This window comes from Vibrio astriarenae (assembly GCF_010587385.1).
Lineage (GTDB): Bacteria > Pseudomonadota > Gammaproteobacteria > Enterobacterales > Vibrionaceae > Vibrio > Vibrio astriarenae.
In genome coordinates, this window is sequence record NZ_CP047475.1 from 2597659 (window position 1) to 2623114 (window position 25456).

The 25456-nt window shown below is 47.0% G+C and carries 20 protein-coding genes; 9 read left to right on the forward strand and 11 right to left on the reverse strand.

Annotated features, from left to right (window positions below):
- Nucleotide 1 precedes the first annotated feature (1 nt).
- Entirely contained in the window at nucleotides 2-661 is a 660-nt protein-coding gene (gene can, locus GT360_RS12045) for a carbonate dehydratase (protein WP_164649114.1), read from the forward strand.
- A 66-nt stretch (nucleotides 662-727) separates the two neighbouring features.
- Here the strand turns inward: can and lptG are convergent, their stop codons facing one another.
- Together lptG and lptF are read right to left on the reverse strand one after the other, a co-directional pair.
- Nucleotides 728-1801, reverse strand: a complete 1074-nt coding sequence (gene lptG, locus GT360_RS12050) for an LPS export ABC transporter permease LptG (protein WP_164649115.1) — start codon at nucleotides 1799-1801, stop codon at nucleotides 728-730.
- Nucleotides 1794-2906 (reverse strand): LPS export ABC transporter permease LptF, encoded by a 1113-nt coding sequence (lptF, locus tag GT360_RS12055; protein ID WP_164649116.1) that lies wholly within the window; start codon nucleotides 2904-2906, stop codon nucleotides 1794-1796. Before lptF ends, lptG begins: the two co-directional genes overlap by 8 nt.
- Before the next feature lie 191 nt (nucleotides 2907-3097).
- Here lptF and pepA point away from each other — a divergent pair, with 191 nt between their 5' ends.
- From pepA to GT360_RS12070, 3 genes are all read left to right on the forward strand, one after another.
- The gene (gene pepA / locus GT360_RS12060; protein WP_164649117.1) at nucleotides 3098-4606 is read left to right on the forward strand and encodes a leucyl aminopeptidase; all 1509 of its coding nucleotides are present in this window, start codon (nucleotides 3098-3100) and stop codon (nucleotides 4604-4606) included.
- Between the two features lie 59 nt (nucleotides 4607-4665).
- On the forward strand, nucleotides 4666-5115 hold the full coding sequence (locus GT360_RS12065; protein WP_164649118.1) for a DNA polymerase III subunit chi: 450 nt from the start codon (nucleotides 4666-4668) through the stop codon (nucleotides 5113-5115).
- Nucleotides 5116-5212: 97 nt separating this feature from the next.
- Nucleotides 5213-8086: a valine--tRNA ligase gene (locus GT360_RS12070; RefSeq protein ID WP_164649119.1), complete on the forward strand. Its 2874-nt coding sequence runs from the start codon at nucleotides 5213-5215 to the stop codon at nucleotides 8084-8086.
- A gap of 101 nt (nucleotides 8087-8187) precedes the next feature.
- On the opposite strand, the gene hpt is transcribed toward GT360_RS12070, so the two are convergent.
- On the reverse strand, nucleotides 8188-8715 hold the full coding sequence (gene hpt / locus GT360_RS12075; RefSeq protein WP_164649120.1) for a hypoxanthine phosphoribosyltransferase: 528 nt from the start codon (nucleotides 8713-8715) through the stop codon (nucleotides 8188-8190).
- A 328-nt stretch (nucleotides 8716-9043) separates the two neighbouring features.
- Between hpt and GT360_RS12080 the strand changes: the two genes are divergently transcribed.
- Nucleotides 9044-9697: a LuxR/HapR/OpaR family quorum-sensing transcriptional regulator gene (locus GT360_RS12080; RefSeq protein ID WP_164649121.1), complete on the forward strand. Its 654-nt coding sequence runs from the start codon at nucleotides 9044-9046 to the stop codon at nucleotides 9695-9697.
- Nucleotides 9698-9802: 105 nt separating this feature from the next.
- On the opposite strand, the gene lpdA is transcribed toward GT360_RS12080, so the two are convergent.
- The 7 genes from lpdA to xerD all read right to left on the reverse strand — a co-directional run bounded on the left by lpdA (nucleotide 9803) and on the right by xerD (nucleotide 20735).
- Nucleotides 9803-11227 carry a dihydrolipoyl dehydrogenase gene (lpdA, locus tag GT360_RS12085; RefSeq protein ID WP_164649122.1) on the reverse strand — a complete coding sequence of 475 codons (1425 nt, stop codon included), beginning with the start codon at nucleotides 11225-11227 and terminating at the stop codon, nucleotides 9803-9805.
- 222 nt (nucleotides 11228-11449) lie between these two features.
- Nucleotides 11450-13357, reverse strand: a complete 1908-nt coding sequence (aceF, locus tag GT360_RS12090) for a pyruvate dehydrogenase complex dihydrolipoyllysine-residue acetyltransferase (RefSeq protein WP_164649123.1) — start codon at nucleotides 13355-13357, stop codon at nucleotides 11450-11452.
- 30 nt (nucleotides 13358-13387) lie between these two features.
- Nucleotides 13388-16051 (reverse strand): pyruvate dehydrogenase (acetyl-transferring), homodimeric type, encoded by a 2664-nt coding sequence (aceE, locus tag GT360_RS12095; RefSeq protein WP_164649124.1) that lies wholly within the window; start codon nucleotides 16049-16051, stop codon nucleotides 13388-13390.
- Nucleotides 16052-16103: 52 nt separating this feature from the next.
- Nucleotides 16104-16871, reverse strand: coding sequence for a pyruvate dehydrogenase complex transcriptional repressor PdhR (pdhR, locus tag GT360_RS12100; protein WP_164649125.1), 768 nt, complete (start codon nucleotides 16869-16871; stop codon nucleotides 16104-16106).
- 387 nt (nucleotides 16872-17258) lie between these two features.
- A complete protein-coding gene (gene recJ, locus GT360_RS12105; protein ID WP_164649126.1) occupies nucleotides 17259-19004 on the reverse strand; it encodes a single-stranded-DNA-specific exonuclease RecJ in 1746 nt (581 codons plus the stop codon).
- A gap of 24 nt (nucleotides 19005-19028) precedes the next feature.
- The gene (locus tag GT360_RS12110) at nucleotides 19029-19811 is read right to left on the reverse strand and encodes a thioredoxin fold domain-containing protein (protein WP_164649127.1); all 783 of its coding nucleotides are present in this window, start codon (nucleotides 19809-19811) and stop codon (nucleotides 19029-19031) included.
- 27 nt (nucleotides 19812-19838) lie between these two features.
- Nucleotides 19839-20735: a site-specific tyrosine recombinase XerD gene (xerD, locus tag GT360_RS12115; RefSeq protein ID WP_164649650.1), complete on the reverse strand. Its 897-nt coding sequence runs from the start codon at nucleotides 20733-20735 to the stop codon at nucleotides 19839-19841.
- Nucleotides 20736-20885: 150 nt separating this feature from the next.
- Here xerD and fldB point away from each other — a divergent pair, with 150 nt between their 5' ends.
- On the forward strand, nucleotides 20886-21404 hold the full coding sequence (gene fldB, locus GT360_RS12120) for a flavodoxin FldB (protein WP_164649128.1): 519 nt from the start codon (nucleotides 20886-20888) through the stop codon (nucleotides 21402-21404).
- Between the two features lie 55 nt (nucleotides 21405-21459).
- Here fldB and ampD read toward each other — a convergent pair whose 3' ends face one another.
- Complete coding sequence (gene ampD, locus GT360_RS12125) at nucleotides 21460-22002, reverse strand: 1,6-anhydro-N-acetylmuramyl-L-alanine amidase AmpD (RefSeq protein ID WP_164649129.1); 543 nt, start codon at nucleotides 22000-22002, stop codon at nucleotides 21460-21462.
- Nucleotides 22003-22133: 131 nt separating this feature from the next.
- Between ampD and nadC the strand changes: the two genes are divergently transcribed.
- The 3 genes from nadC to pilB all read left to right on the forward strand — a co-directional run bounded on the left by nadC (nucleotide 22134) and on the right by pilB (nucleotide 25407).
- On the forward strand, nucleotides 22134-23021 hold the full coding sequence (nadC, locus tag GT360_RS12130; RefSeq protein WP_164649130.1) for a carboxylating nicotinate-nucleotide diphosphorylase: 888 nt from the start codon (nucleotides 22134-22136) through the stop codon (nucleotides 23019-23021).
- Nucleotides 23022-23290: 269 nt separating this feature from the next.
- Nucleotides 23291-23722, forward strand: a complete 432-nt coding sequence (locus GT360_RS12135) for a pilin (protein ID WP_164649651.1) — start codon at nucleotides 23291-23293, stop codon at nucleotides 23720-23722.
- Nucleotides 23722-25407 carry a type IV-A pilus assembly ATPase PilB gene (pilB, locus tag GT360_RS12140; protein ID WP_164649131.1) on the forward strand — a complete coding sequence of 562 codons (1686 nt, stop codon included), beginning with the start codon at nucleotides 23722-23724 and terminating at the stop codon, nucleotides 25405-25407. The genes GT360_RS12135 and pilB overlap by 1 nt, the downstream gene beginning before the upstream one ends.
- Nucleotides 25408-25456: the final 49 nt, after the last annotated feature.

Sequence of the window (25456 nt, forward strand, 5' to 3'; positions counted from 1 at the left end):
GATGCCTGAAATTAAACAGTTATTTGAGAATAACTCAAAGTGGTCTGAGTCATTGAAAGCTGAGACGCCGGAGTACTTTGCCAAGCTAGAAGAGGGACAAAGCCCGGGTTTTCTATGGATTGGTTGCTCAGACAGTCGTGTACCCGCAGAGCGATTAACTGGGCTCTACTCGGGTGAGCTATTCGTACACCGTAATGTAGCAAACCAAGTTGTTCATACTGACTTAAACTGCTTGTCAGTGGTGCAGTATGCGGTTGATGTCCTGAAAGTAAAACACATCATCGTATGTGGTCACTACGGTTGTGGTGGTGTGAATGCCGCTATTGATAATCCACAGCTGGGTCTGATCAACAACTGGCTGCTGCATATTCGCGATCTCTACCGCACTCATAAGTCCTACTTAGAAGAGCTACCTCGCGAGCAGTGGGGCGATAAGCTGTGTGAGATTAACGTGGCAGAGCAAGTATACAACCTTGGTAACTCAACCATCCTCCAGTCAGCTTGGGAGCGTGGTCAAGATATTGAGATTCACGGAGTGGTCTACGGTATCGGTGATGGTGTATTGAAAGATCTTGGTGTGCGCTGTGATAGCAGAGAAACACTAGAGGCAAACTACCCATTAGCCATGGTGAAAATCCTCAACTCGGGTATTTTGAAATAACTCATTGTGCTAGAAAGAAAAAAGGAAGGCGAATGAATGCCTTCCTTTTTTGTTGTTTCGGGTTTATTACAGCTTGCGTCTGAGCAGCATAATCGCCACGGATAAGAACACCAAACTTGGAGCAACGGCGCCAAGTACTGGAGGGAAACCGTAGACCAAACTCAACGGACCAAAGAATTCGCTTGAGATGTAGAAACTAAATCCAGCAATCACACCAGAGAGGATTCTTGCCCCCATGGTCACGCTGCGTAGTGGACCAAAAATAAACGACAGAGCCATCAGCATCATAACCGCAATCGAAAACGGCTGTGTCACCTTGCGCCACAGTGCCAGCTCATAGCGCGAAGAGTCTTGCTCAGATGCCTTCAAAAACGTGACATAATCCCAGAGACCACTGAGTGAAAGCTCTTCAGGCTTCACCGTCACAACGGCCAACTTGTCAGGCTCTAGAGCCGTTTGCCAGCGATACCCCGCGAGCACGCTCTTAGAAATCTCTGCCCCTTGGCTATCAAAGCTGGTGACATGAGCCCCTTGCATCTGCCAGACACTGTCTTCAATAAAAATCGCTTCTTCACTGGTGATCACCTGCTTTAACTCGCGATCTTGGTCAAAACGCCAAATATTCACGCCGTATAAGCGATCATCATCGACTTTAGCGATAAAGATAAAATCATTGGTATCTCGTGCCCATACACCGGTACGAACAGATAGTATCTGACCACCAGAGGTCGCTATCGCACGTAAATCACGCGCCATTTTTTGCGCCTGCGGTGCCCCCCACTCCCCTAACAGCATGACAATTACCATCAGAGGCAGTGCGGTCTTGAGGACCGACATTCCGATATTCAATTTGGAGAAGCCTGCCGCCTGCATCACCACCAGCTCTGAACTTGATGCCAACATCCCAAGACCGATAAGCGCACCCAGCAGTGCTGCCATCGGAAAGAACATCTCAACATCACGAGGGATACTCAGTAACACAAAAAACAGCGCTTGAATAAGGTCATAACTGCCCTGACCGACTTTTCGCAGCTGCTCAACATACTTAATGATGCCTGACAGCCCGACAAACGTCGCTAAAACTAGAGAAGACGTCGCAATAATGGTGCGACCGATATACCAGTCTAATAACTTAAACACGAGCTTTGGCTATCCTTTTCTGTCTGAGTTTGTCTTTAAATTTGCGTACTTGAATACTGTCTAAACTGTTGGCACCGATCGCGGTAAACAGCAGGGCAATATTGATTGGCCACATACCAATAAAGGTAGGGATCGTCCCATCTTCAAGGGCAGATTTGGTTGCACTGATCGAAAGGAAGTAAGCCAAATAGATCAGAATCGCAGGTCCCATTTTAGCAAAACGCCCTTGGCGAGGGTTTACCGCAGACAAAGGCACCACAAGCATGGTCAACAGTGGAATACACACCACCAGAGAGATACGCCACTGCAGCTCTGCTTGCGCTTTCGGGTCGTCCATTTTGGCTAGAGTTAGCGTTGGCAACGCTTCCCAATCACGCCCTCTGCGTTTCACTTCACGTTGGCCTATCACCCCTTCGTACTGCTCAAAATTGGTAATTCGATAATCGACGCGCGTCGGTAGACCTTCATAGCGTGTCCCATCAAACATCTTGATCACCTGACGGCCATCACTGGTCTCTTGCACCACACCTGACTTAGAAAACATCACACTAGGGAGCAGCGAATCACGCGGCTGCAGCTGGGCAACGAACACGCTATCAAGTTGCTTACCCTTAATATCATCGATAAAGACCACCGATGAACCATCTGGCGTACGCTGAAAGCTACCCGTTTGTAGAAGCTCTACACTGTTTTCTGAGGCAAACTCCTCAAGTAATTTTGCTTCTTTGTCTTGCGCCCAAGGAGCCAGGTAAAAAGCATTGAATGCCGCGACAGTACCCGTGATGATCGCAAGATAAAGTGATGCTCTCACGAGAAACTTGTTGCCGATACCCGTCGCATTCATCACGGTAATCTCACTTTCGGCGTATAGGCGGCCATAAGTCAGCAAAATACCGATAAACAAACTCAGCGGTAGCATCAACAACCCCATCGCAGGCATGTTCAAACCCACGATAGACATAATCATACGTGCAGGAATATCGCCATCAGAGGCATCAGCCAAAACTCGAATGAATTTTTGGCTCAAAAACACTAAAAAAAGGATAAAGAAGATAGCAAATTGGCTCTTCAATGTTTCCCGGATCAAATATCGAACAATTATCACGCCGAAATTACCTATACAAAACTTGTTTTTTTGGTCGAATAACTATAATTTCTCGTTGAACCTTTTAATTTTATCTATTTTGTCTAACTGTGAGATACAAGGTCAACGTCGCCAAAAGTAAGTACGCTGGTGAGGAATATCTCTATTATCTAACATTTAGCACTATTTGTCTTTAGGATGTAGGAGTACGCATGGAGTTCAGTGTAAAAAGTGGCAGTCCGGAGAAGCAACGCAGCGCGTGTATCGTCGTTGGCGTCTTTGAACCACGCCGACTATCTCCAGTTGCAGAGCAACTTGATAAAATCAGTGACGGCTACATCAGTTCACTACTACGCCGCGGTGACCTAGAAGGAAAACCTGGCCAGATGCTACTTCTGCATCAAGTACCGGGCGTGCTCTCAGAGCGTGTTCTTCTTGTTGGCTGTGGCAAAGAGCGTGAGCTTGGTGAGCGTCAATACAAAGAAATTATTCAAAAGACCATCAATACGCTTAACGAAACAGGCTCAATGGAAGCCGTATGTTTCTTAACGGAGCTGCACGTAAAAGGTCGCGACACCTACTGGAAAGTGCGCCAAGCAGTAGAAGCAACCAAAGATGGTCTTTACACTTTCGACCAATTCAAAAGCCAAAAGCCTGAAACACGCCGCCCACTGCGCAAGCTCGTATTTAACGTGCCAACCCGCCGTGAGCTAAACCTTGGCGAAAAAGCCATTGCACACGGTCTTGCCATTGCCTCTGGCGTAAAAGCGTCTAAAGATCTAGGCAACATGCCACCAAACATTGCTAACCCAGCTTACCTTGCCTCTCAAGCTCGTCGTCTAGCAGACGACTACGACACGGTAACGACTAAGATCATCGGTGAGCAAGAGATGGAAAAGCTAGGTATGACGTCATACCTAGCAGTGGGTCGCGGCTCTAAGAATGAGTCGATGATGTCCATCATGGAATACAAAGGTAACCCAGATGCTGAAGCCAAACCGATTGTTCTTATCGGTAAAGGCCTAACCTTCGATTCTGGGGGTATTTCACTCAAGCCAGGTGAAGGTATGGATGAGATGAAGTACGACATGTGTGGTGCTGCTTCTGTCTTCGGTGCGATGAAAGCGCTCGCGAAACTGAACCTACCAATCAATGTGATTGGTGTTCTCGCCGGTTGTGAAAACATGCCGGGCAGCAACGCATATCGCCCTGGTGATATCCTGACAACAATGTCAGGTCAAACCGTTGAAGTGCTCAACACCGATGCGGAAGGCCGCCTCGTTCTTTGTGATGCACTCACCTACTCTGAACGCTTCGAACCAGACTGTGTTGTCGACGTTGCAACGCTAACGGGTGCGTGTGTGATTGCACTGGGCCATCACATCAGTGGTGTGATTTCAAACCATAACCCACTTGCACACGAGCTGGTGAATGCTTCTGAGCAGGCAAGTGACCGCGCATGGCGTCTACCTATGGCAGATGAGTACCATGAGCAACTACGTAGCCCATTTGCTGATATGCAAAACATTGGCGGCCGTCCTGCGGGCACAATCACGGCAGGCTGCTTCCTATCGAAGTTCGCGAAGAAGTACAATTGGGCACACCTTGATATTGCAGGTACGGCTTGGAAGTCTGGCGCTGCAAAAGGTTCAACCGGTCGTCCGGTCTCTATGCTTGTCCAATTCCTGCTTAACCGCAGTGGCCAAGAGACAGAAGAGTAAAATTCTGATTATCGAAAGGGCCGCAAGGCCCTTTTTTCGTTTTGGGGAAAGAGCGTCTAATGCCAAATGCCACCTTCTACCTTGCTCAGGAGAACAGCCCGCAATCGACTATCGAGGGGCTGATTTCATATACGGTTTTTCTCGCTCAGCATTTTGCTAAACAAGGTGCTAAGGTTTATATCAATGCCAACAATAAAGAGCAGGCAGAGACGCTAGCCGAAGCGTTTTGGCAAGTGGAACCCTCTGAGTTTATTGGCCACAACTTAGTGGGGGAAGGCCCCAAGTATGGCACCAGCATTGAGATCGGCCACCAAGGCGTTAAGCCCATGTGGAATCGACAACTGGTAATTAATTTGGCTGAAAATAACACAACCTTTGCGAACAAGTTTAACGAAGTGGTAGACTTCGTGCCTTGCGAAGAAAAAGCCAAGCAACAAGCTCGAGAAAGATATAAAATCTACCGTCAAGCTGGCTATCAGCTGCAAACTATCGCAATCGAGAATCAATAACGGTCAATCCTTATAGATAAGGCGATCTTCAACAAGATCCCTCACTTATAAAGATTGACTAAGCATTAACCATCAACGTATCAATTAAAAGAGCGCTATGGAAACGACATACAACCCAACTTCAATTGAACAAGCTCTATACCAAGCTTGGGAAGAGAAAGGCTACTTTAAGCCACACGGTGACACGACGAAAGAATCATACAGCATCATGATCCCACCACCGAACGTCACTGGTAGCCTGCACATGGGGCACGCGTTCCAAGATACGATCATGGACACTCTGATCCGTGCAGAACGTATGAAGGGCAAAAACACCCTTTGGCAAGTTGGTACTGACCACGCTGGTATCGCGACTCAAATGGTTGTTGAGCGCAAAATCGCAGCAGAAGAAGGAAAAACTAAGCACGATTACGGTCGTGACGCTTTCATCGACAAGATCTGGGAATGGAAAAACGAATCTGGTGGCACAATTACTAAGCAGCTTCGTCGCCTAGGTGCATCAGTAGACTGGGACCGTGAGCGTTTCACAATGGATGATGGTCTGTCTAACGCAGTTCAAGAAGTATTCGTTCGTCTATACGAAGAAGATCTAATCTACCGCGGTAAGCGTCTGGTTAACTGGGACCCGAAACTACACACAGCTATCTCTGACCTTGAAGTTGAAAACAAAGACAAAAAAGGTCATATGTGGCACTTCCGCTACCCTCTAGCTGACGGCGTTAAGACAGCTGAAGGCAAAGACTACATCGTAGTGGCAACAACGCGTCCAGAAACCATGCTTGGTGATACTGGCGTTGCGGTTAACCCAGAAGATCCTCGCTATAAAGATCTGATCGGTAAAGAAATCCTACTTCCTCTTGTTGACCGTCGCATCCCAATCGTTGGTGATGAGCACGCAGACATGGAGAAAGGTACAGGTTGTGTAAAAATCACGCCAGCACACGACTTTAATGACTACGAAGTTGGTAAGCGCTGTAAGCTACCAATGATCAACATCCTGACGTTTGATGCAAACATCCGCAACGAAGCGGAAGTGTTCTGCACTAACGGTGAAGCAAGTGATGTTTACGCAACTGACCTGCCTGAAGAATTCCAAGGCATGGAGCGTTTCGCTGCTCGTAAGGCAATCGTTGCGAAATTCGAAGAGCTAGGTCTACTAGACGAAATCAAAGATCACGACCTAACTGTGCCTTACGGTGACCGTGGCGGCGTGGTTATTGAACCAATGCTAACGGACCAATGGTATGTACGTGCTGCACCTCTTGCTGAGCCTGCAGTTAAAGCGGTTGAAGATGGCGAAATCCAATTCGTTCCTAAGCAATACGAAAACATGTACTTCTCTTGGATGCGTGACATTCAAGATTGGTGTATCTCTCGTCAGCTTTGGTGGGGTCACCGCATCCCAGCATGGTACGACAACGATGGCAACGTATACGTAGGTCGCACAGAAGAAGATGTACGTGCAAATAACAACCTTGCACCTGTCGTTGTTCTGCGCCAAGACGACGACGTACTAGATACATGGTTCTCTTCTGCACTTTGGACGTTCGGCACGCAAGGCTGGCCAGAGCAAACTGAAGACCTGAAGACGTTCCACCCATCTGACGTTCTTGTAACGGGCTTCGACATTATCTTCTTCTGGGTTGCGCGTATGATCATGATGACCATGCACTTCAACAAAGATGAGAACGGTAAAGCACAAGTACCATTCAAGACAGTTTATGTGACGGGCCTTATCCGTGACGAGAACGGCGACAAGATGTCTAAGTCTAAGGGTAACGTACTTGACCCAATCGACATGATTGATGGTATCGACCTTGAGTCTCTAGTAGAGAAGCGTTGTGGCAACATGATGCAGCCTCAACTAGCGAAGAAGATTGAGAAAAACACGCGTAAGACTTTCGAAAACGGTATCGAACCATACGGTACTGATGCACTGCGTTTCACTCTTGCTGCCATGGCTTCAACTGGCCGTGACATCAACTGGGATATGAAGCGTCTTGAGGGTTACCGTAACTTCTGTAATAAGCTATGGAACGCAAGCCGTTACGTATTGATGAACACAGAAGAACACGATTGTGGCATGTCTCTATCAGCAGAAGAGCGCGCTAACATGGAATTCTCTCTAGCTGACAAGTGGATTGAATCTCAATTTGAAATCGCAGCGAAAGAGTTTAACGCTCACCTAGACAACTACCGTCTAGACATGGCAGCAAATACGCTTTACGAATTCATCTGGAACCAATTCTGTGACTGGTACCTAGAGCTAACGAAACCTGTTCTTTGGAAGGGTACTGAAGCTCAGCAGCAAGCGACTCGTTACACGCTAATCACGGTTCTTGAGAAGACGCTACGTCTGGCTCACCCAGTACTGCCTTACATCACTGAATCTATCTGGCAGAGCGTGAAGCCGCTAGTAGATGGCGTTGACGGTGAGACAATAATGACTCAAGCTCTGCCTCAGTTTAACGAAGAGAACTTCGACGCTGAGATCGTAGCTGACATCGAGTGGGTTAAGACATTCATCACAGCTATCCGTAACCTACGTGCTGAATACGACATTGCCCCAAGCAAGGGTCTATCAGTAATGGTTAAACTGGCTGATGAGAAAGACGCAGCACGTATCGAAGCAAACAAGACGGTACTAAGCTCGCTAGCTAAGCTAGACGAGATTAAAGTACTCGCAGAAGGCGAAGATACGCCTGCTTGTGCAACTAAACTGGTTGAGAAGTCTGAGCTGATGATCCCAATGGCGGGTCTAATCGATAAAGACGCTGAGCTTGCTCGTCTAGATGGTGAAATCAAGAAAACTCACGGCGAAATCAAGCGCATCGAAGGTAAACTAGGTAACGAAGGCTTCGTTGCTAAGGCACCTGAAGCGGTTGTTGCTAAAGAGCGTGAGAAGCTTGAAGGCTACAAAGAGACGTTAGCTAAGCTAGAAGAGCAAAAAACAACCATTGCCGCTCTATAATTGTTTGCTTTAACGTAATAAACAACAAAGCCCACCAAACGGTGGGCTTTGTTTTATCTGCACTATACCTAACTTTAAAAGCGAGATATAAACACAGACACTTACAACGGAATCACTTTTCCAATGTATGGCAGATGACGGTACTTCTGCGCGTAGTCGATACCCACACCCACGACGAACTCATCTGGAATCGAGAAACCAATCCAATCAACCGGCACATCAACTTCGCGGCGTGATGGTTTATCCAGTAGCGTACAGATACGAATTGACTTTGGCTCACGCAGAGACAGAATCTCCTTTACTTTATTCAAAGTATTGCCTGTATCAATAATGTCTTCGACTAAAAGAACATCTTTGCCTTTGATGTCATCGTCCAGATCTTTAAGGATTTTCACATCACGAGAGCTTTCCATCGAGTTACCGTAGCTCGATGCCGTCATAAAATCGACTTGATGCGTCAAATCGATAGCACGAGCTAGATCCGCCATAAACACAAATGAGCCACGCAATAGGCCAACAAGAACAAGATCTTCACTGCCTTGGTAGTGCTGCGTAATCTCTTTACCAAGAGTGCGAATGCGTTCCTGAACCTCTTGCTCAGAAATCATAATCTCTACTTTATGTTTCATATTCATCTCATTATCTGAAAAATCGGTCGTATTCTACCACTGACTGCGGTTTCCCCATAGGTGAAGACACGTCGTAACACTCATACTCAAACAACATTTTTTTGACGCTCAAAACTTGAACTGACACGAGGTTTAAAACAACGATCTCTGTCTATTATTGACCCGATGGATATGCATCAGTACACTTAGTGATCATTATTATAAAAATCAATGGAGTACGTTTAGGGATTTATTCCCAACAACTCTAGTTATAAAACGTGCATTGAACATATCGACTACCGAGACGATTTTATTCAATGCGCCAACGTTACTTAGGCAAGGAACTTATATGGACTCACCTACTCAAAAACAAGATGTAGGCTTAACGGACAAACCTAAATCTAGACCTAGAACTCGCTTATCGCCACAAAAACGTCGTGAGCAGTTAATGGAAATTGCAATGGAAGTATTTGCCTGTCGTGGCATCGGGCGTGGTGGTCATGCTGACATAGCAGAGATCGCTAACGTTTCTGTTGCGACTGTATTCAACTACTTCCCTACTCGAGAAGACCTAGTCGATGACGTACTGCAATTTGTCGAACGAAAATACTCTAATTTTCTATCCGACAGTATCGACCTCGACAGGCACGCTAGAGAAAACCTCAAGTGCATTACTGGCGCTATTATTAAAATGGTGCAGGAAGACTGTAGCTGGATGAAAGTCTGGTTTGAATGGAGTGCATCTACACGTAGTGATGTGTGGCCACTGTTCTTATCCAGCAATCAAACCAATCTAAAACTATTGCAGCACATGTTCAAAGTGGCGATGGAGCGTGATGAGATCTGTGATGAGCATGACCCTAGCCACATCGCTTCCCTCTTCCACGGCATCCTATACTCACTCTTCATTCAAGGTAATCGGATTGAAGAGGCGGGAGAACTCAATACACTTGCAGACAGTTATTTAAATATGCTCTGTATTTACAAGCATGAGCAGCAATAAAGGCCCTTTTTAGCATCGCAAAAACCACAAAGCCGCTTCTTAAAAAGCGGCTTTGTTTTATCTGTAATAAGTGGGACTAGACCCACTTATTGATGTCAGTCGAGATCACTTTCTCTTCACTGCTTTCTTGTTTGGCAGGTCAGTAATTGAGCCTTCAAACACCTCAGCGGCTAGACCTACTGATTCGTGCAGTGTTGGGTGAGCGTGGATAGTCAGAGCGATATCTTCTGCATCACAACCCATTTCGATAGCCAAACCGATTTCACCCAGTAGCTCACCACCGTTAGTACCAACGATTGCACCACCAATAACACGGTGAGACTCTTTGTCAAAAATCAGCTTTGTCATACCGTCAGCACAGTCAGAGGCAATTGCACGACCTGAAGCAGCCCATGGGAATGTTGCCACTTCGTAGTTAATACCTTCGGCTTTCGCTTCTTTTTCAGTCTTACCAACCCAAGCCACTTCTGGCTCAGTGTAAGCAATTGAAGGAATAACTTTAGGGTCAAAGTAGTGCTTCTTACCAGAGATAACTTCTGCAGCTACGTGACCTTCATGCACACCTTTGTGTGCAAGCATTGGCTGACCAACGATATCGCCGATAGCGAAGATATGAGGCACGTTAGTACGCATCTGCTTATCAACGTTAATGAAGCCACGCTCATCAATTTCTAGGCCTGCTTTTTCGCCATCGATCAGTAGACCGTTTGGTACACGGCCGATAGCAACTAGAACCGCATCGTAGCGCTCTGCTTCAGCTGGCGCCTTCTTGCCTTCCATTGAAACGTAGATACCGTCTTCTTTTGCTTCAACGGCAGTCACTTTGGTTTCTAGCATCAGGTTGAACTTGTCTTTGATACGCTTGGTGTAAACCTTAACGATATCTTTGTCCGCTGCAGGAATAACCTGATCGAACATCTCAACGACATCGACCTGAGAGCCTAGTGAGTGGTATACCGTACCCATCTCTAGACCGATGATACCACCACCCATGATAAGGAGTTTTCCAGGTACTTCTTTCAGCTCAAGTGCGTCTGTCGAGTCCCAAATACGTGGATCTTCATGTGGAATAAATGGCAATTTGATTGGACGAGAACCTGCTGCAACAATCGCATTATCGAAGTTGATGGTTGTTGTCTCTTCGCCTTCAACCACAATTGAGTTAGGGCCAGTAAACTTACCGTAGCCGTTAACTACTGTTACTTTACGCTGCTTAGCCATACCACCAAGGCCGCCAGTCAACTGGTTTACAACCTTATCTTTCCAGATACGGATTTTTTCAATATCTGTTTGTGGCTCACCAAATACAACGCCGTGATCCGCCATTGCTTTCGCTTCTTCAATGACTTTTGATACGTGAAGAAGTGCTTTTGATGGGATACAACCCACATTTAGACAAACACCACCTAGCGTGCTGTAACGCTCAACTAGAACAGTTTCTAGACCTAGGTCAGCACAACGGAATGCCGCTGAATAACCAGCAGGACCAGAACCTAGTACAACAACTTGGGCTTTAATTTCTTTGCTCATTTTGACCTCTTGTAGTCATTATCCCTAACAGGCTAATTGAGGATTGATTATTTTCTTTCGCGTTTTACAACGTTTTCAGACCGACCAACAGTTTACAGAGATGTTAATGGTGTGAAAAGTAAATCAATTTAGCCTGTGAGCCAGACGACAATTCAATCGGAAAATATCATCGTCTTATAATTTAATAGAGGCGACATCTGCCGCCTCTCGAAGTTTCGTCGACTATAGAACCAGACGACGAATGTCTGATAGTGCACTATTTAGGAACGTAATGAAACGCGCACCTTCAGCACCGTCAATCACACGGTGATCGTATGACAGAGACAGTGGAAGCTGTAGGCGAGGTTCAAACTCTTTGCCGTTCCAAATTGGCTTCATTTCAGACTTAGACACACCAAGGATACCCACTTCTGGCGCATTTACGATTGGCGTAAATGCAGTACCACCGATGCCACCAAGGCTAGAGATTGTAAAACAACCGCCTTGCATGTCAGCTGCAGTTAGCTTACCAGCACGTGCCTTCTTAGACACAGCCATTAGCTCTTCAGATAGCTCGTAGATGCCTTTCTTGTTCACGTCTTTGAATACAGGAACAACTAGACCGTTTGGAGTATCAACTGCGATACCTACGTTTACGTACTTCTTAAGAATGATGCTTTCGCCATCTTCAGAAAGAGAAGAGTTAAACGCTGGGAACGCTTCTAGCGCTTTAGCAACAGCTTTCATGATGAACACAAGAGGAGTGATCTTCATACCAGTGTCTTTCTTCGCTTCGATTGCGTTCTGCTCTTTACGGAATGCTTCTAGCTCAGTGATGTCTGCGTTATCCCACTGTGTAACGTGAGGGATCATTACCCAGTTACGGTGTAGATTTGCACCAGAGATCTTCTTGATCTTAGAAAGCTTCTGAACTTCAGTTTCGCCGAACTTGCTGAAGTCAACTTTTGGCCAAGGTAGTAGACCAAGAGCAGAGCCGTCGCCGCCTTTGCCAGATGCCGCAGCACCAGACTCAAGACGCTTAAGTGCATCTTTAACGTAAGACTGAACGTCTTCTTTAAGGATACGGCTCTTACGACCAGTACCTTTAACCTTAGAAAGGTTCACGCCAAATTCGCGAGCAAGACGACGAACAACTGGAGAAGCGTGCGCGTAGTCACCGTTTTCTTGGAAGTCGCCAGCTGCTGGAGCCGCTGCAGGTGCTTCTGCTTTAGGAGCAGGAGCCGCCGCTGGAGCTGCTGCTTGTGCAGGTGCTGCAACAGGCGCAGGCGCAGCGCCCTCTACAACGAAAGTCATGATTAGAGAGCCAGTTGACACTTTGTCGCCAGCCGCAATCTTGATTTCTTTAACTGTACCAGCGAATGGTGCAGGAACTTCCATTGAAGCTTTGTCGCCTTCAACAGTAATTAGAGATTGCTCTTCTTCTACTGTATCGCCAACCGCTACCATTACTTCAGTAACTTCTACTTCGTCACCGCCGATATCAGGAACGTTTACTTCTTTTTCTGCTGATGCTGCTGGAGCAGCTGCAACTGGTGCTGCCGCCGCTAGAGCAGGAGCTGCTGCAGGTGCTGAACCAGTAACTTCGAATACCATTACTAGAGAACCAGTAGAAACTGAGTCACCAGAAGCGATCTTGATTTCTTTAACTGTACCAGCGAATGGTGCAGGAACTTCCATTGAAGCTTTGTCGCCTTCAACAGTAAGAAGAGATTGCTCTTCTTCCACTGCATCACCGATAGCAACCATGATTTCAGTTACTTCAACTTCATCACCGCCGATATCTGGTACGTGAACTTCTTTAAGCTCAGCCGCCGCTGCAGGAGCTGCAACTGGTGCTGCTTCAACTGCTGGAGCTGCCGCAGGAGCCGCTTCTGCAGCGGCACCCGGAGCGCCGGCCGCTTCAGCTTCGAAAATCATGATTAGAGAACCAGTAGTAACAGAATCGCCTTCCGCTACTTTGATCTCTCTTACGATACCCGCTTGAGACGCTGGCACTTCCATAGAAGCTTTGTCGCCTTCAACAGTGATCAGAGACTGCTCTTCTTCAACCTTGTCGCCAACGCTTACAAGAATCTCAGTAACTTCAACCTCATCCGCACCGATATCAGGTACATTAATTTCGATTGCCATTGCTTATTTACCTTCTATTAAAGCGCTGTATTAAGCGTATTGTGGGTTAGTTTTTTCAGTATCAATGTTGAACTTAGCAATCGCTTCAACAACGACTGACTTCTCAACATCACCACGTTTCGCTAGCTCAGTAAGAGCTGCAACAACTACGTAGCCTGCATTAACTTCGAAGTGACGACGTAGGTTCTCACGGCTGTCTGAACGACCGAAGCCATCAGTACCAAGTACTTTGTAAGACTCAGTTGGCATGAATGCACGTACTTGCTCAGCGTAGTTCTTCATGTAGTCCGTCGCAGCGATTGCTGGTTCGTTACCTAGAACAGTCGTGATGTAAGGTACTTTCGCTTCTGCTTCTGGGTGAAGCATGTTGTAACGCTCTGCGTCTTGACCGTCACGAGTTAGCTCGTTGAAAGACGTTACAGAGAATACGTCAGATGCTACGCCGTACTCTTCGCTTAGGATAGTCGCTGCTTTGCGTACTTCGTTCATGATAGTACCAGAGCTCATTAGCTGAACTTTACCCTTAGCACCTTCGTGAGACTCAAGCTTGTAGATACCCTTACGGATGCCTTCTTCAGCGCCTTCTGGCATTGCTGGCATTGCGTAGTTTTCGTTCATTACGGTTAGGTAGTAGTAAACGTTCTCTTGCTCAGGACCGTACATGCGACGGATACCGTCTTGCATGATTACCGCTAGCTCGTAAGCGAATGTTGGGTCGTAAGAGATGCAGTTAGGGATAGTGTTCGCTTGGATGTGCGAGTGACCATCTTCGTGCTGTAGACCTTCACCGTTTAGTGTTGTACGACCAGCTGTAGCACCTAGTAGGAAGCCACGAGCTTGTTGGTCACCTGCTAGCCATGCCATGTCACCAATACGTTGGAAACCGAACATTGAGTAGTAGATGTAGAACGGGATCATTGGTAGGTCGTTTGTGCTGTATGAAGTTGCAGCAGCAACCCATGAAGCCATAGAACCTAGCTCGTTGATACCTTCTTGAAGAACTTGACCAGATGTCGCTTCTTTGTAGTAAGAAACGATGCCTTTATCTTCTGGAGTGTATTCTTGACCGTGCGGGTTGTAGATACCAACCTGACGGAATAGACCTTCCATACCGAACGTACGTGCTTCATCACAGATGATAGGAACGATGTTCTTCCCAATGTTCTTGTTCTTAAGAAGGATGTTCAACGTACGAACGTATGCCATCGTCGTTGAGATTTCACGCTTTTGTGCACCAAGTAGAGGAGCGAACTCTTCTAGCTCAGGAACTTTGAACTCTTGTGTGAAGTTTGGAAGACGAGCAGGCGTGTAACCGTGCAGCGCGTTACGACGTGCGTGCAGGTATTCGTACTCAGCAGAACCTTCTTCTAGTTTTAGGTAAGGTAGCTCAGCCACTTTCTCATCAGAAAGGATGTCTTGCAGGCCTAGACGATCACGTAGGTATTGTACGTGAGTCATGTCCATCTTCTTAACACCATGCGCGATGTTCTTACCTTCAGCCGCTTCACCCATCCCGTAACCTTTAACCGTCTTAGCTAGGATTACTGTTGGCTTGCCTTTGGTTTCCGCTGCATTTTTGTATGCTGCGTATAGCTTAGAAGAGTCGTGACCACCACGTTTAAGCGCGAAGATTTCATCATCAGTCATGTCAGCAACAAGTGCCGCTGTTTCTGGGTACTTACCAAAGAAGTGTTCACGTACATACGCGCCATCTTTCGATTTAAACGTTTGGTAGTCGCCATCGATAGTTTCGTTCATTAGCTGCAGAAGCTTACCTGACGTGTCTTTCGCCAGTAGTGCATCCCAGTTGTTACCCCAGATAACCTTAACAACATTCCAGCCAGCGCCTTTGAACAGGCCTTCTAGTTCTTGGATGATGCTGCCGTTACCCATTACAGGGCCATCTAGACGCTGTAGGTTACAGTTGATTAGGAATGTTAGGTTGTCTAGCTTCTCACGCGCAGCGAAAGAAAGAGAACCACGTGATTCTGGCTCATCCATCTCACCGTCACCTAGGAACGCGTATACACGCTGCGCAGACGTGTCTTTTAGGCCACGGCCGTCTAGGTATTTAAGGAAGCGCGCTTGGTAGATCGCAGAAATTGGACCAAGACCCATAGATACTGTTGGGAACTGCCAGAACTCAGGCATCAGTTTAGGGTGTGGGTATGATGGAATACCTTTGCCATCGACTTCTTGACGGAAGTTATCTAACTGCTCTTCAGTCAAACGGCCTTCAAGGAATGCACGAGCGTAGATACCTGGTGAAATGTGGCCTTGGTAGTAAACTAGATCGCCACCATCCGTCTCATTAGGAGCGCGGAAGAAGTGGTTGAAACAAACTTCGTAGAATGCCGCCGCCGACTGGTAAGAAGCCATGTGACCACCAAGGTCTAGGTCTTTCTTAGAAGCACGCAATACAATCATAATTGCGTTCCAGCGAATGATTGAGCGAATACGACGCTCAAGAGTTACGTCACCTGGGTAGGCTGGCTCTTGGGCTGCTGGAATTGTATTGATGTAGTTTGTGTTGATGCCTGTTGGCATATCAACGCCATCCAGACGTGCTTTTTCTAGAACGGTTTCTAGCAAGAACTGAGCACGTTCTACACCCTCTTCACGTACAACTGACTCTAGGGCTTGTAACCAATCCTGAGTTTCCAGTGCATCTACGTCATGCTTCATGTCAGACATGGCGATCTATCCTTTTGTTGGTTGGATCTACTTAAACTGGTGATGAGCCGGGTTACGACTCACTTCCGCGTTGAATTCTTCTCAATGAGCGCTCTCGACGAGTCTCTTCTCGAGTCAAATCCAACAGAGTTTCTTCGATATAAGCCAAATGTGAATGAGACATTTCGCGCGCCTTTTCAGGCTGGCCCGAAACGATCGCTTCCACGATGTTGGCTCGGTGTTTACTTACTTTCTCCACCACTTCATTGCGGCGATGTAATAGTTCTAAATTCTGTAATATGTTTTGCTCTAGCAGCGGGGCTAGGCTGCGAACCACATGCAATAACACAACGTTATGGGCAGCTTCTGTCAGGGCGATTAAGAATTGCATGACCGCTGACGATTCAGCGCGAACATCCCCACTCTGCTGCTCTTGTTTGATCACGACTAGACACTGTTCAATGCGTTGGAAATCTTCCTGAGTGCCTCGTAATGCCGCAAAGTAGGCGGCGATGCCTTCCATTGCGTGTCGTGTTTCAAGTAAATCCAGTTGTGTTTCTGGGTGATTCGCCAGCAAATCGAGCAGAGGGTTAGAAAAGCTCTTTCCGATCGATTCACTCACAAATGTTCCTCCGCCCTGTCGGCGGGTCAGAAGCTGTTTCGCCTCTAAGCGTTGGATAGCTTCTCGAACTGAAGGGCGAGAAACATCAAACTGCTTAGCAAGTTCACGCTCTGGGGGTAATTGCTGCCCTGGTGCTAGCGTTCCTTCAACTATCAGCCTTTCAAGTTCTTGCTCAATAACATCGGAGAGCTTCGGCTGTCGAATCCTTTGATAAGCCATTATTCAACTTCTTTATGTTGCTACCAGGGTTAATTGGTATTACCAATTTCAACTGACGCAAAAATTAGCATAGACGAAACTGACCTGTCTAGCGAAAAGTTGATTTAAATCATAGAAACCCCACCTTTGGCACAATGCATTAACATTCTGACAAAAGAAAAGCACAAATAAGGGTCAGACCAATTAAAGATTTATTAAATGGGATTTTCTGGGCTAGAAAATTCACTGGTTGGATGTGTTAAAGGAATTGATGTGAATAGAGAATAATATGGAGAGTATTCACACACAAGCAACCTTATGTGTGAATATACAAACGAATTTAGTGAATGAATAGATTTGTCATACAAATGAACCAGCAAAATGTGCTGGCGATCACACAGCCTACCTCTAAGGGGATAGAGGCTCTAGATACTCAACCATGAGTTGTAGCGAGGAATTACCGCGAAACTCGTTGATATCGAGACGATACGCCAGCCTAACTTTCCTCACTGAAGCATCCGGCCAACGACGCAAATCGATGTTAAAGGCGATAGCATCGAGCATGACATTGGATGGGTGGCCTTTGAACAAAGGTTCAACCATCAACTTCAAGTGCTTTTCACCGACAAGTTTTTGATGCAGCACTTTAAACTCACCATCAAACATCGGCTCGGGGAACGCTTGGCCCCAAGGGCCACCAGAGCGAATCAGTTCTGCAACATGCATTGAGAACTGCTCAGGTTGAAGTTCGCCATCAGAGAGTAGAATGCCCTTTAGAGCCGCCTCATCCAAATCTTGCTTCACTGCCTCATCAAACAACCGAGCAAACTGGTCAAAATCTTTCTCTTCAATCGTTAATCCGGCAGCCATTGCATGCCCACCAAACTTGAGGATAAGACCAGGGTTTTGAGTATCGATTCGATCAAGCGTATCACGCATGTGCAGACCGGGAATGGAACGGCAAGATCCTTTTATCGTGCCCTCCCCCCCATCAGCAAAAGCAATCACTGGGCGATGGAACTGTTCTTTGATACGTGAAGCGAGAATACCAATGACCCCTTGGTGCCAATCGCGCTGGAATAGAACCAAACCGTAGGGCAACTCACTGTCTTCACCAAATTGCAGCCGTTCACAAAAAGCCATCGCCTCTTGCTTCATGCCTGATTCGATCTCTTTGCGGGTTTGATTGAGGCTATCCAACTCACTCGCCATTCGACGCGCTGATTGCATGTTATTGCACATCAGCAGCTCAACCCCAAACGACATATCATCCAATCGCCCGGCAGCATTGATACGCGGCCCAAGTGCAAAACCGAAATCGGTCGCCACCAAGCGAGACTCATCACGCTTTGCCACTTCTATCAAAGCTTTGATACCGGGTCTTGCAAGACCTGCTCGAATACGTTGTAAGCCTTGATGCACCAAGATTCGGTTGTTGTCATCCAACGGCACCACATCCGCTACGGTACCAAGCGCAACCAAGTCGATCAGCTCCATTAGTTTTGGCTCTGCAACACCTTGCGCGGCAAACCATCCTTGCTGGCGCATATGCACACACAGCGCCATCATCAAGTAAAAGGCAACACCAACGCCGGCCAGCGCTTTCGATGGGAAAGCGCATTCTTCTAGGTTGGGGTTGACCATGGCATCAACATTGGGAAGCACATGACCCGGCAAGTGATGATCGGTCACCAACACTTGGAGTCCCTTCTCTTTTGCGTAGCGAACACCCTCGATGGACGACACACCGTTGTCTACCGTCATAATGACATCAGCGTTCAGGTCAATGACCTGATCAACGACTTCGGGGCTCAAACCATAGCCGTCTTCAAACCGGTTTGGCACCAAGTAATCCACGTTACTCGAGCCGAGCATTCGCAAAGCAAGCACTGAGAGTGCCGAACTGGTTGCACCATCAGCATCGAAATCGCCGACGACAATAATGCGTTTGTTGTCGCGAATGGCCTCAAACAGCAGCTCAACCGCACGATCAATACCATGCAGTTGACGATAAGAGTGCAGACCTTTGGCTGTCTTGATGAGCTGCTGCTCAGACGTGACGCCACGAGACAAATAAAGCTGACGCAATAAAGGATCAAGGCTTTCAGGCAAGCGCGAAATATCGACTTCTGGTCGACGCTGAATTTCAATCATGAGGTTGTGTTCTTACTCTTTGAATTACTTCTGTTCTAAGTGATTAATTAGGGCTTGCGGTGGCATGTAACCACTGATCAGCTCACCACTTTCAGTGAACAAGGCTGGCGTGCCAGAAATACCCAGCTTGCGACCCAATGCAAAACTTTGCTGTACCGTATCTAAACACTGCTCAAATTTTTCGTTTTGCTCTGGAAACTCACGATTCACCTTACCATTATGCATCGCTGTTTGTTGGTCATCAGCACACCAGATCTGCGCCATCTGATCTGCTACAGGGCCTTGTGGGCCTTGACGCGGATAGGCTAAGTAACGCACGGTAATACCACGCTTATTGTATTCACCCATGTCGTTGTGCAGTTTAACGCAGTAGCCACAGGTAATATCGGTAAACACCGTCAGCACGTGCTTCTCATTGTCTGCCTTGAACTCAATCATTGAGTCTGAATACTGGCTGATCAGCTCGGCATTCTTAGGCTGCTGGCGCTTAGCTAAGATATCTTCCACATTACCCTCGGCATCAAAGCCATACAGAGTACCTGCGATAAAGTGTTCGCCATCAAGAGAACTGAACAAAACACCACTCGCAGTTTGCACTTCCACTAGGCCAGGAATATCAGATGGAACCACATCCACGACTTGCAAACGCAGTTGGGTGAACTTTTCAACCAGTGCCGCTTTATCAAAGTTTGTCGCTACAGCCGCATTATCGGCAGGTACTGCAGGTGCTGAAACACTCTCTTCTGCGTTACAAGCGACAACAAACAGAGAAGCAGAGAGTAATGAAACTGGGCGTAGAAAACGCATAGTATCTTCCTATTAATTCGATAATAATTACGCGCGCGGGTGGTGCTCGCTATGGATCTGTCGAAGACGTTCCGTCGCTACGTGTGTGTATATTTGTGTTGTTGATAGGTCACTATGACCTAACAGCATTTGCACCACTCTAAGGTCTGCCCCATAGTTTAACAGGTGCGTAGCAAAGGCATGGCGCAGAACGTGTGGTGAGAGTTTATCGGTATCGATATTCGCTCTCACCGCATAGTGTTTAATACGGTGCCAAAAGGTCTGTCGGGTCATCTGCCTAGCACGACGACTCGGAAATACGACATCGGAGGTTTGCTCACCTAACAACTCAGACCGACCTTTAGACATAAAAGTTTCAATCCAGTCTACGGCATTTTCTCCCATAGGTACCAAACGCTCTTTGCCACCTTTACCGATAACTCGCACCACACCTTGACGCAAGCTAATGTTTTCCATGGTCAAGCTGACAAGTTCCGTCACGCGAAGTCCCGTGGCATAGAGCAGCTCCAGCATGGCTTTGTCGCGCAGCTCCAATGGATCATTCGGATCCGGCGCATCCAGTAGTGCATCCACTTGCTCTTCTGAGAGATCTTTTGGTAATCGCGTGGGGAGTTTGGGGCTCACTATCAACGCCGAGGGATCATCGCCACGAATTTTCTCGCGATGCAAATACTGAAACAGACGACGAATCGCAGAGATCATCCTCGCACGCGACGACTGCTTATAGTCCTGATCCACTAGCCAGGCTTGATAGTCTTGCAGACCAGACAAACTAATAAAATCGAGCCGATAGTTGTGCTCTTTCATCCACTGCAACAACTTCATCAAATCGGCACGATAAGAGGCCAGCGTATTTTCTGATAGGCCTCGCTCCATCCACATAGCATCAAGAAACTGCTCCATGATGCCATGGTCTGGACTCATTAACTGGGTGGTGTCTTGATTATCCACTTTTTCTCCGACACTTAGGTGATGCCACCTCACTCTTTGCCACAGGTTAAGCGAGAGTCTGTTTGAATGCCATAAAAATGTATGTTTATATGCTGTCAGATAAGAACAACACGAAAGTAAATAATGAAAATTGGTTTGTTTTACGGCTCAACAACTTTCTATACCGAAATGGCGGCGGAGAAGATGCGCGCGATTATCGGCGATGAGTTAATTACACTGCACAATGTAAAAGAAACGCCTTTGTCGCAAATGAACGACTATGATCTGCTTATACTGGGTATTTCCACTTGGGATTTCGGTGAAATCCAAGAAGATTGGAGTGCGATATGGGAGCAAATCGGTGGCGTGTCGCTAAAGGACAAAACCGTCGCGTTATTCGGCTTAGGCGATCAAGAAGGTTATGGCGAATGGTTCCTCGATGCGATGGGCCTACTGCACGACGAGATTAAAACCACCGGAGCAAACATCATCGGCTACTGGCCAAACGAAGGGTATAAGTTTGAAGCCTCCAAAGCACTGACTAAAGATGGTTCTCAGTTTGTTGGTCTCGCACTGGATGAGGACTCACAGTATGAAATGAGTGACGAGCGTATTGCAGAGTGGGTTGAACAGGTTTTAACAGAGTATTCAAACTCTCTCTAGATTTGAGATTACAGAATACGGAGTGAATGAGTCGCTACCTGTATTCTGTGCTCGTTTAACCGAGCTCTCGGCGAAACCGCCCCCAATCAAATACCAAGCCCGGATCACTCTTACGCAGCGGCGCTATGTATTGATGCCCCGTTACTCTTTCCAACGTTATCTGTGGATAATGGCGCATCAGCTCACCAGCTAACTCTGATAGCGCTTGATATTGAGCGTCTGTATAGGCTACATAGTCCGTCCCCTCTAACTCGATCCCGATAGAATAATCATTGCATTTGTCTCGCCCAGCAAAAGAGGAAGCGCCTGCGTGCCAGGCTCTATCAAGGAAGGAGACAAACTGCACCACCTCTCCGTCACGACGAATTAGACAATGGGCAGACACCTCAAGATTTGCAATATGAGTGAAGAATGGGTGCTCACTCGCATCAAGCTGGCCAGTAAAGAACTGCTCGATATGCGAGCTGCCAAATTGCCCCGGTGGCAAGCTAATGTTGTGCAGTACCAATAAAGAGATGTCTTGGCTGTCCGCACGTTGATTAAAATGGAGGGAAGGAACATGTCTGGCTGCGCTATACCAACCATTGTGATCAATCATCTGCTGACTCATTTTTTATAAGGCTTCACCTGAGTTTACCCTGCCATAACATTTTTCGGTATTTTTGAGCTGAATTTTTTGCCCGCTAGGCGTATCATGCAGCCCATATTCTCAGACTCAAAAGATTTGCGATGAAAAATACCCACAATAGCCAAGAGCGTCTTGATTACCTCAAGCAACAACTTCCTCAAGAGATCACCCGAGCAGTCGCTGATACGCTGCGCGAAGATTTAGGCGGTACGCTGGATGCAAGTGTCGATATTACCGCAAATCTGATTCCTGCTGATGTCATGAATGTCGCGACGATCATCACTCGTGAACACGGTATCTTCTGTGGTCAAGCTTGGGCGGATGAAGTATTCAAGCAACTTGGTGGTGAAGTCTCCATTGAGTGGCATGTTCAAGACGGCGATAAGGTAGAACCAAACCAGACCCTTTGCACTCTAACAGGCCCAGCTCGCGCACTATTGACGGGTGAGCGTAATGCGATGAACTTTATTCAGACGCTGTCTGGCTGCGCGACCACCGTTGCCGAGTATGCTGAAAAACTTGAAGGCACAGGATGTCGCTTGCTTGATACTCGCAAAACGATTCCGGGCCTACGCAGCGCTCTAAAATACGCTGTGGCATGCGGCGGCGGCTACAACCATCGTATCGGTGTCTTTGATGCTTACCTGATCAAAGAGAACCACATCATTGCTTGCGGTGGTATCACTCAAGCGATCACGACAGCCAAAGAGCTAAGCCCAGGTAAACCTGTTGAAGTTGAGACTGAAAGCCTAGAAGAGCTGCAAGAAGCCATTGATGCTGGAGCAGATATCATCATGCTGGACAACTTCACCACAGATATGATGCGTGAAGCGGTAGCCATCAACGCAGGTCGCGCCGCACTAGAAAACTCTGGAAATGTAACCCTCGAGACGATTCGTGAGTTTGCTGAAACGGGCGTGGACTACATCTCGGTTGGTGCACTAACCAAGCACCTGAAAGCAATGGATCTTTCGATGCGATTTAAGTAATCATAAATACTTAAAGATTGAAGAAGCTGGCATAATTGCCGGCTTTTTTGATTTTTAGGGGACAGATTATTTTCTTGGTTAATCCGACGATTACAGCCTCTGTATTGAGTATTATTGGTTACCCCTGTTTTTTTGAACTCACTCGAAACATTTCCCAACCCGTTTTCTCAATTACATCCAATTTCCTCGCCTCACTCGCGCGCCTGTGTGCTCCGGGTACTCTCAGCAAATGGCTAATTTTATTCTTCTCCTCAATTTCGCGTTTAAACATGGAGATGAAGATGAAGCGAAGCAAACAGAAAGGATTTACTTTAATTGAGTTGATGATCGTAGTGGCGATTATTGGGGTGCTATCAGCTATTGCAGTGCCTGCGTACAAAAATTACGTTACAAAAAGTGAAGTCGCTTCTTCAGTCGCGACTTTAAAGTCAATTATTACGCCTGCAGAATTATACTATCAAGAAAACGGTAGCTTTCCAGCAAGCGATTCAGACTTGAATGAAGTTGGTGTCGGCAATGCATCCATTAAAAGTGGAACACTTTCTATCGGTAGTGATAATAAGAGTATTGAGTTAACTATTGATAGTATTTCTGGTGCGAAAGCAGTTATATCTCGAGACAGCAATACTGGTTGGTCATGCAGTGTAACAGGGCTTGGCTCATTATCGGCAGCTGCACCATCAAGTTGTCCACATAGCTAATGCCAACTAACCTACCCTCAATCTTGCGCCAAGCCAATCTCATCAGCTTGGCGCAGGAAAAGCAGGTGTTCGAGTATATTCAAAGCCAAGGTGGCAGCGCACCTCAGGCGATGCTCGACCTTCACCTGTTTGCTCCCAGTGAGCTCACCGAGCACATCAGCCAGCTATTTGGCTTGCCGGAAATCCAGCTTACTCGTTATACATACGCTGGACTTTGCCAACAATTAGGACTGCGTGAGCTAATTTGCCGCTATCAGACTTTACCGATATCCAGCGATGGTCACACTCTCACCCTGGCCGTTTCAGATCCGACATACAATGAAGTAGAAGACGAGTTTCGTTTTGCTACGGGGCAGCAAGTGGAAATGGTTTTGGCCGATCATCTTGCCTTGAAGGCTGCCATCCGGCGACTTTATGGTTCATCTTTGGAAAACTCGCAATCCAATATCAAAGAGATCAGCCAAGAAGAGCTGGTTGATCTCGTCGATATTGGTGAAGATGAACTCGATAACATGGAAGATCTTAGCCAAGACGACTCCCCCGTGAGCCGCTTCATCAATCAAATTCTGCTCGACGCTGTGCGCAAGAAAGCCTCTGATATTCATTTCGAGCCCTATGAAAAGAGCTATCGGATCCGTTTACGCTGTGATGGTCTCTTAGTCGAAGTGCAGCAGCCATCATCACAATTGAGTCGCCGACTCTCTGCTCGCATAAAAATCCTCGCCAAACTGGATATCGCTGAGAGGCGCTTACCACAAGACGGTCGCATCAAGCTGCGCCTTAACACGCATACCGCTGTTGATATGCGTGTCTCCAGTCTACCGACACTATGGGGAGAGAAGATCGTCCTGAGGATATTAGATAGTAGCGTAGCAAGTTTAGATATTGACAAGTTAGGGTATAACACCGCCCAGAAACAGCGCTATATGGATGCCCTAAAAAAGCCACAAGGCATGATCTTAATGACCGGGCCAACAGGCAGTGGCAAAACCGTTTCACTGTATGCTGGCCTCAAGGTCCTCAACACACCGGAAGTCAATATCTCCACCGCTGAAGACCCAGTAGAGATTAACCTTGCGGGGATCAATCAAGTACAGGTGCAGCCCAAAATCGGCTTTGGGTTTGCTCAGGCACTGCGATCATTCCTGCGTCAAGATCCGGATATCGTGATGGTTGGAGAGGTGCGAGATAAAGAGACGGCTGAAATCGCCGTCAAGGCGGCGCAAACTGGGCATCTAGTGCTTTCAACCCTGCACACTAACTCAGCTGCGGAGTCGATATTCCGCCTTAGTAATATGGGTATAGAACCCTATAATCTCGCCTCATCGCTTAGCTTGATAATAGCGCAACGCTTGGCTAGAAAGCTCTGCCCTCAATGCAAACAACCGCATCAAAACGTCTCCCTACTCAATGCTGTTGGCATCCACGACACTCATGGGATTTACCAAGCTCAACCCAGTGGCTGTAATGAGTGTAACTCCGGTTACGCAGGACGTATTGGTATCTATGAAGTCATGGCGTTTAATCAAGCATTGGTTGATGCACTACTCAAACGAGCCGGTGTGAATGAAATAGAGTCCATTGCCATAGCCAATGGTATGAGTACCCTCAAACAGTCTGGTATCGAGAAACTAAAACAAGGCGTCACTAGCCTACATGAACTTCAGCGCGTGCTTCACCTCTAGCCTCTTACCTTTAACCTCTCGCCTTTCACCTATAAGCATGGACGTCACA